Raw genomic sequence first — 6,083 nt, forward strand, 5'->3', positions numbered from 1 at the left:
CAGCGTCGTCAACACCGGAGCCTCTGCCTCGTCAGCGCACGACTGCCAGGCTGAATCGCGGTGCCTCATCCCCCTGCGTCAACCTCACTCTTGACTCACCGGCAGGCCGCCTCTTTTCGGCCCGGACAATAAGGATTTCTCCATGACCATGCTCAAAGACCCATCCTCCAAGTACCGCGCGTTCCCGACCATCAACTTGCCGGACCGAACCTGGCCGTCGAAAACCATCACCAGCGCGCCGATCTGGTGCAGTTCGGACCTGCGTGATGGCAACCAGTCGTTGATCGAACCGATGGATGCCGTCAAGAAGCTGCGCTTCTGGAAGACCCTGGTGGCTGTAGGTGTGAAGGAAATCGAAGCTTCTTTCCCGGCCGCTTCGCAAACCGACTTCGACTTCGTGCGCACCCTGATCGAAGGCGGCCACATTCCGGACGACACCACCATCCAGGTATTGACCCAGGCCCGTGAAGACTTGATCGCCCGCACCTTCGAGTCCTTGCGTGGAGCGAAAAAGGCCATCGTCCACCTGTACAACGCCACCAGCCCTTCGTTCCGCCGCATTGTCTTCAACCAGGACAAGGCCGGTGTGAAAGAGATCGCGGTGAATGCGGCCAAGCTGTTCGTCAAATACGCCGCCCAGCAACCGGAAACCCAGTGGCAGTTCGAGTACTCGCCAGAGACCTTCAGCGCCACCGAGCTGGAGTTCGCCAAGGAAGTCTGCGACGCCGTGGTGGAAGTCTGGAACGCCACGCCAAGCAACAAGGTGATCCTCAACCTGCCGGCCACCGTTGAAGTCGCCACACCGAACATCTACGCCGACCAGATCGAGTGGTTCTGCCGCAACATCAACCGTCGTGACAGCGTGCTCATCAGCCTGCACACCCACAACGACCGCGGTACGGGCGTGGCCGCCACCGAGCTGGGCCTGATGGCCGGCGCCGACCGTGTCGAAGGCTGCCTGTTCGGCAACGGCGAACGTACCGGTAACGTCGACCTGGTCACTGTGGCCTTGAACCTCTACACCCAGGGTGTGAACCCTGAACTGGATTTCTCCGACATCGACGGCGTGCGCAAAGTCGTGGAAGAGTGCAACCAGATTGCCGTGCACCCGCGTCACCCTTATGTCGGCGACCTGGTCCACACCGCGTTCTCCGGCTCGCACCAGGACGCGATCCGCAAGGGCTTCGCCCAGCAGAAAGCCGATGGCTTGTGGGAGGTGCCATACTTGCCGATCGACCCGGCCGATATCGGTCGCAGCTACGAGGCGGTGATCCGCGTCAACAGCCAGTCGGGCAAGGGTGGTATCGCCTACCTGCTCGAGCAGGAATACGGCATCAGCTTGCCACGCCGCATGCAGATCGAGTTCAGCCAGGTGGTGCAGCGGGAAACCGACCGCCTGGGCCTGGAAATGACCGCCCAGCAGATCCACGCGCTGTTGCACAGCGAGTACTTGCAGGCCAACACCCCCTACGCGCTGGTCAGCCATCGCTTGCAGGAAGAGAACGGGCACAGCGCCGTGGAAGTGGAAGTCTCGAGCAAGGGCCAGGGCGAGACCAACCTCAGCTGGCGCGGCAAGGGCAACGGTGCCCTGGAAGCGCTGGTGGCCGGGCTGCCGGTTCCGGTGGAGATCATGGACTACAACGAGCACGCCATCGGCGCCGGCACCAACGCCAAGGCGGCGGCCTACATCGAACTGCGGGTCAACGGTGAGCGTGCCGTGCACGGCGTCGGTATCGACGAAAACATCACCACCGCCAGCTTCAAGGCGCTGTTCAGTGCGCTGAACCGCTCCTTGAGCGAGCAGCAGGCCAAGGCAGCCTAAAGGCTGCCAAAAGCGAAAGGCCCCGAGGAGCTCGACTTCCCGGGGCCTTTTTTATGCCGGAACAGATAACACCAGCTAAATGTCAGCAACGACTGTTTCAGGCATGCACATCAACGCTGAACATGGCTTGCAGCAAAGCCGCCTGCAGCACCTGCAAGGTGCTGTTGGTCACGGCGATCTGCGCCTGGACTTCCATCACCTGCTGGGCTTTCTGTTCGTCGCTGGCCTGGCCCTTCTGCACATTGGCCAATTGGGCCTGCTGTTCGGTCAGGGTTTTCTGGGTCTGCTCGATCTGTTTCTGCAGCGCCTTGACCGGATCACCACCGGCCTTTACCGCATCGATATTGGCATCGCCAGAGTTGACCCGCAGCTCCTTATCCTGACCGTCCTTGCTGTCATCCACCGGCGCCAGCGGGCTGGCGCTGTTGCCTTCGGCTTCAGTCGAAGCAGTTTTGGGGGCCGACAGAGGGTAAGGATTGACGATGGTGGCAGTGATGGTAGTCATGGTTGATTCCTCCTGAACTGATCCTGCTATCGGCCTTCACCCTCGAAGCTTGATATTCACAACCTGTAAAAAAGTGTGCAGTGCCGAAGCGATCCTAAGTGAACATGAAGGTATCGGCGTCGAGGTTCGCCGGAAAACGCGCACGGTAAGCCGCCAGTTCACCCGCGTTCAGGCACACCTGGAAGACGCCATCGGCCTCTCCGGCGCTGAGCAGGGTTTCGCCCTGATAGTCCAGAACCTGGCTGTCTCCGGTATAGGCAAAGCCCTTGCCGTCGGTGCCCACCCGGTTCACCGCCGCAACGTAGCAGAGGTTTTCAATGGCCCGGGCTGGCAGCAGGCGATTCCAGTGCAGGCGGCGGGCACCCGGCCAATTGGCGGTGTAGAGCAGCAGGTCGGTGTCCTGGGCGTCCCGGCTCCACACCGGGAACCGCAGGTCGTAGCAGATCAGCGGGCGAATACGCCAACCCTTGAGCTCGAACTGTACCTGCCGTTCCCCCGGCGTGTAGTGATTGTGCTCGCCGGCCATGCGAAACAGGTGGCGCTTGTCGTAGTGCCAGACCTCACCGTCAGGGCGCGCCCACAGCAAGCGATTACGATGGCTGCCATCCGCTGCCTGGATTATCACGCTGCCGGTGATCACCGCATTCAGCTTCTTCGCCTGGCCACGTAGCCATTTGCTGGTAGGGCCATTCTCCGCTTCCGCGAGAGTCGCGGATTCCATGGAGAATCCGGTGGTAAACATTTCCGGCAGGATGATCAGATCTGCACCACGGGCCTGCTCCAGCAACTGCTCGAAATGCTCGAAGTTGGCCTGGCGGTCGTGCCAGGCCAGGGTGGTCTGGATCAGGGCCAGATTCAGATCGGGTAATGCACTCAGATCACGCATAGTTTCTCCGCTGCTTGGCGCAACGTCTCCTCGCGCTTGGCAAAACACAGACGCACCAGGCGCTGCCCCTGGGGCGGCTGCTGATAGAACACCGACACCGGAATGGCCGCCACGCCGTGTTCGCGGGTCATCCATGTCGCCATGTCGACATCATTCAAGTCTGGACGAATCTGCGAATAGTCCACCAATTGAAAATAGGTACCCGACACCCGGTTGAAGCTGAAACGCGAGGCGCTCAGCAGATCGCAGAACAGATCACGCTTGGCCTGGTAAAAGGCCGGCAACTCTTCGACATGTTCCGGGTGTTCGGCCATGAAGTCCGCCAGAGCGTACTGCAAAGGCGTGACCCCGCAGAAGCTGACATATTGATGCACCTTGCGCAGCTCGGCGCTCAGGGCCGGTGGTGCAACCACATAACCGGTCTTCCAGCCGGTCACGTGGTAGGTCTTGCCGAACGAGCTGACCACGAAGGCCCGCTGATACAGCTCCTCATGGGCCAGCACACTGACATGGGGTACGCCATCGAACACTAGGTGTTCGTAGACCTCGTCACTGACCAGATAGATATCGCGATCACGGATCAGGGCGGCCAACTGGTCCAGCTCGGCGCGGCTGATCAAGGCACCACTGGGGTTGTGCGGCGAATTGAGGATGATCATCCGCGTGCGCGGACTCAGGGCTTCACCGAGTTTCTGCCAATCGAGGGCAAAGCCCTGCCCGGCCAACGGCACATGCACACAACGCCCACCGGCCAGCTCCACCGACGGCTCATAGCTGTCGTAACTGGGGTCGAACACAATGACTTCGTCACCGCGCTGGATCACCGCCTGGATGGCACAGAAGATTGCCTGGGTCGCACCGGGGGTGATGGTCACCTCAGCGTCCGCATCGACCTGGACGCCATAGCTGCGGGCGATTTTCGCGGCGACCTGCTGGCGCAGTGCCGGTAGGCCGGTCATGGGTGCGTACTGGTTATGGCCATTGGCGGCATGCCAGCCAAGCGCATCACGCAGGGCTTGCGGGCTATCGAAATCAGGAAAGCCCTGGGACAGGTTGATCGCTCCGGTTTCCACCGCGAGCTGGGACATTTGCGTGAAGATGGTGGTGCCGACATTCGGCAACTTACTGATGATCATGAGGATTCCCTGCTGAGCAGTCCGCACTACGGCGGCGCGGAGGTCCCCGAGAATAGCCCAAACGCCAGGCATGAAAAAGGGCGCCCGGGGCGCCCTCTTATCCACACAGATCCCGTAGGAACTGGCTTGCCAGCGAAGCTCTGAAGCAGGTCCGGAGCTTCACCGGCAAACCGGCTCCTAAGCCGGTCAGCGCTTGTCGCGGCGCTTCTTGTCGGCCTTCTTGTGGTGCGACATCAAGCGACGCTTCTTGTTGACCTGGCGGTCGGTCAGCGTGTTCTTGTTGCCTTCGTACGGGTTCTCGCCGCCCTTGAACTCGATGCGGATCGGCGTACCTACCAGCTTCAAGACTCGGCGGTAGGTGTTTTCCAGATAGCGCACATAAGACTTGGGCACCTTCTCCACCTGGTTGCCGTGGATCACGATCAGCGGCGGGTTGGCACCACCCAAGTGGGCGTAGCGCAGTTTGATCCGGCGATTGTTGACCATGGGCGGCGCGTGCTCGCCAACGGCATCTTCGAGGATCTGCGTCAGGCGGCTGGTGGGCCAGCGGGTTACCGCCGACTTGAAGGAGTTCTGCACCGACTGGTAGAGGTTGCCCACACCGGTACCGTGCAGCGCCGAGATGAAGTGGATATCGGCGAAGTCGACGAAGAACAGCCGGCGTTGCAGCTCGGTCTTCACATAGTCGCGCTCGCTCGGCTGCATGCCGTCCCACTTGTTCAGGGCGATCACCAGGGCCCGACCGGCTTCCAGGGCAAAGCCCAGCAGGTTCAGATCGTGGTCCACCACACCTTCGCGGGCGTCCATGACAAAGATCACCACGTTGGCGTCCTTGATCGCCTGCAGCGTCTTGACCACCGAGAACTTTTCAACTTCCTCGTGGATCTTGCCGCGCTTGCGCACACCGGCGGTGTCGATCAGGGTGTACTTCTCGTCGTTGCGCTCGAACGGGATGTAGATACTGTCGCGGGTGGTGCCGGGCTGGTCATAGACGATCACCCGGTCTTCACCGAGCATGCGGTTGACCAGGGTCGACTTGCCGACGTTGGGACGACCGATGATGGCGATCTTGATCCCGTCTTTCTCGCTCGGGCCCGGAATGCGCTTGGCTTCCTCACCCTCGGCAACGATCTCTTCCTCGCCTTCTTCCGGCTCGTCAGCGTCATCCTTGGGGAATTCGCTCAGGGCGATTTCCAGCATCTGGGTGATACCGCGGCCATGAGCACCGGCGATCGGGATGGCATCGCCCATGCCCAGCGGCGCGAACTCGGCGCGGGCCATGTCCGGGTCGATGTTGTCGACCTTGTTGGCGATCACGTAGGAAGTCTTGTTACGTTTGCGCAGGTGCTCGCCGATCATCTGGTCGGCCGCGGTAAACCCGGCCTTGGCGTCCACCAGGAACAACACCACATCAGCTTCTTCGATGGCCAGCAGCGACTGCTCGGCCATCTTTTCATCCATGCCATGCTCGTCACCGGAGATACCGCCGGTGTCGATCAGAATATAGGTACGCCCTTGCCACTTGGCCTCACCGTATTGGCGATCACGGGTCAGACCGGACAGGTCGCCGACAATGGCGTCGCGAGTCCGAGTCAGGCGGTTGAACAAGGTGGACTTGCCGACGTTAGGTCGGCCCACCAGGGCGATTACGGGAACCATGCGGCTCTCCACTGCGTTAATTCAGAAAATACAAAAGCCGCTGCGAGGCAGCGGCTGGTGCTCGGGGCAGCACTG

Annotated in this window: 5 protein-coding genes; 1 reads left to right on the plus strand and 4 read right to left on the minus strand. The window is 61.1% G+C overall.

The features are described from left to right. Window positions 1-142 precede the first annotated feature (142 nt). The gene (gene leuA, locus F6S12_RS19370; protein ID WP_011063199.1) at window positions 143-1,822 is read left to right on the plus strand and encodes a 2-isopropylmalate synthase; all 1,680 of its coding nucleotides are present in this window, start codon (window positions 143-145) and stop codon (window positions 1,820-1,822) included. Window positions 1,823-1,919: 97 nt separating this feature from the next. Here the strand turns inward: leuA and F6S12_RS19375 are convergent, their stop codons facing one another. From F6S12_RS19375 to der, 4 genes are all read right to left on the minus strand, one after another. Then, window positions 1,920-2,327 (minus strand): hypothetical protein, encoded by a 408-nt coding sequence (locus F6S12_RS19375; protein ID WP_011063200.1) that lies wholly within the window; start codon window positions 2,325-2,327, stop codon window positions 1,920-1,922. Between the two features lie 94 nt (window positions 2,328-2,421). Continuing rightward, a complete protein-coding gene (locus F6S12_RS19380; RefSeq protein WP_011063201.1) occupies window positions 2,422-3,213 on the minus strand; it encodes an amidohydrolase in 792 nt (263 codons plus the stop codon). Further along, entirely contained in the window at window positions 3,201-4,349 is a 1,149-nt protein-coding gene (locus F6S12_RS19385) for a pyridoxal phosphate-dependent aminotransferase (protein WP_315869222.1), read from the minus strand. Before F6S12_RS19385 ends, F6S12_RS19380 begins: the two co-directional genes overlap by 13 nt. Window positions 4,350-4,535: 186 nt before the next feature. After that, on the minus strand, window positions 4,536-6,008 hold the full coding sequence (der, locus tag F6S12_RS19390; RefSeq protein WP_011063203.1) for a ribosome biogenesis GTPase Der: 1,473 nt from the start codon (window positions 6,006-6,008) through the stop codon (window positions 4,536-4,538). Between the last annotated feature and the right edge of the window lie 75 nt (window positions 6,009-6,083).

This window comes from Pseudomonas sp. JV245A, assembly GCF_032424515.1.
GTDB lineage: Bacteria > Pseudomonadota > Gammaproteobacteria > Pseudomonadales > Pseudomonadaceae > Aquipseudomonas > Aquipseudomonas protegens.

What these genes read in the sequence shown, in the direction of transcription:
- leuA (WP_011063199.1), top strand. Translation starts at nt 143, where the DNA reads ATGACCATGCTCAAAGACCCATCCTCCAAGTACCGCGCGTTCCCGACC.
- F6S12_RS19375 (WP_011063200.1), bottom strand. Translation starts at nt 2,327, where the DNA reads ATGACTACCATCACTGCCACCATCGTCAATCCTTACCCTCTGTCGGCC.
- F6S12_RS19380 (WP_011063201.1), bottom strand. Translation starts at nt 3,213, where the DNA reads ATGCGTGATCTGAGTGCATTACCCGATCTGAATCTGGCCCTGATCCAG.
- F6S12_RS19385 (WP_315869222.1), bottom strand. Translation starts at nt 4,349, where the DNA reads ATGATCATCAGTAAGTTGCCGAATGTCGGCACCACCATCTTCACGCAA.
- der (WP_011063203.1), bottom strand. Translation starts at nt 6,008, where the DNA reads ATGGTTCCCGTAATCGCCCTGGTGGGCCGACCTAACGTCGGCAAGTCC.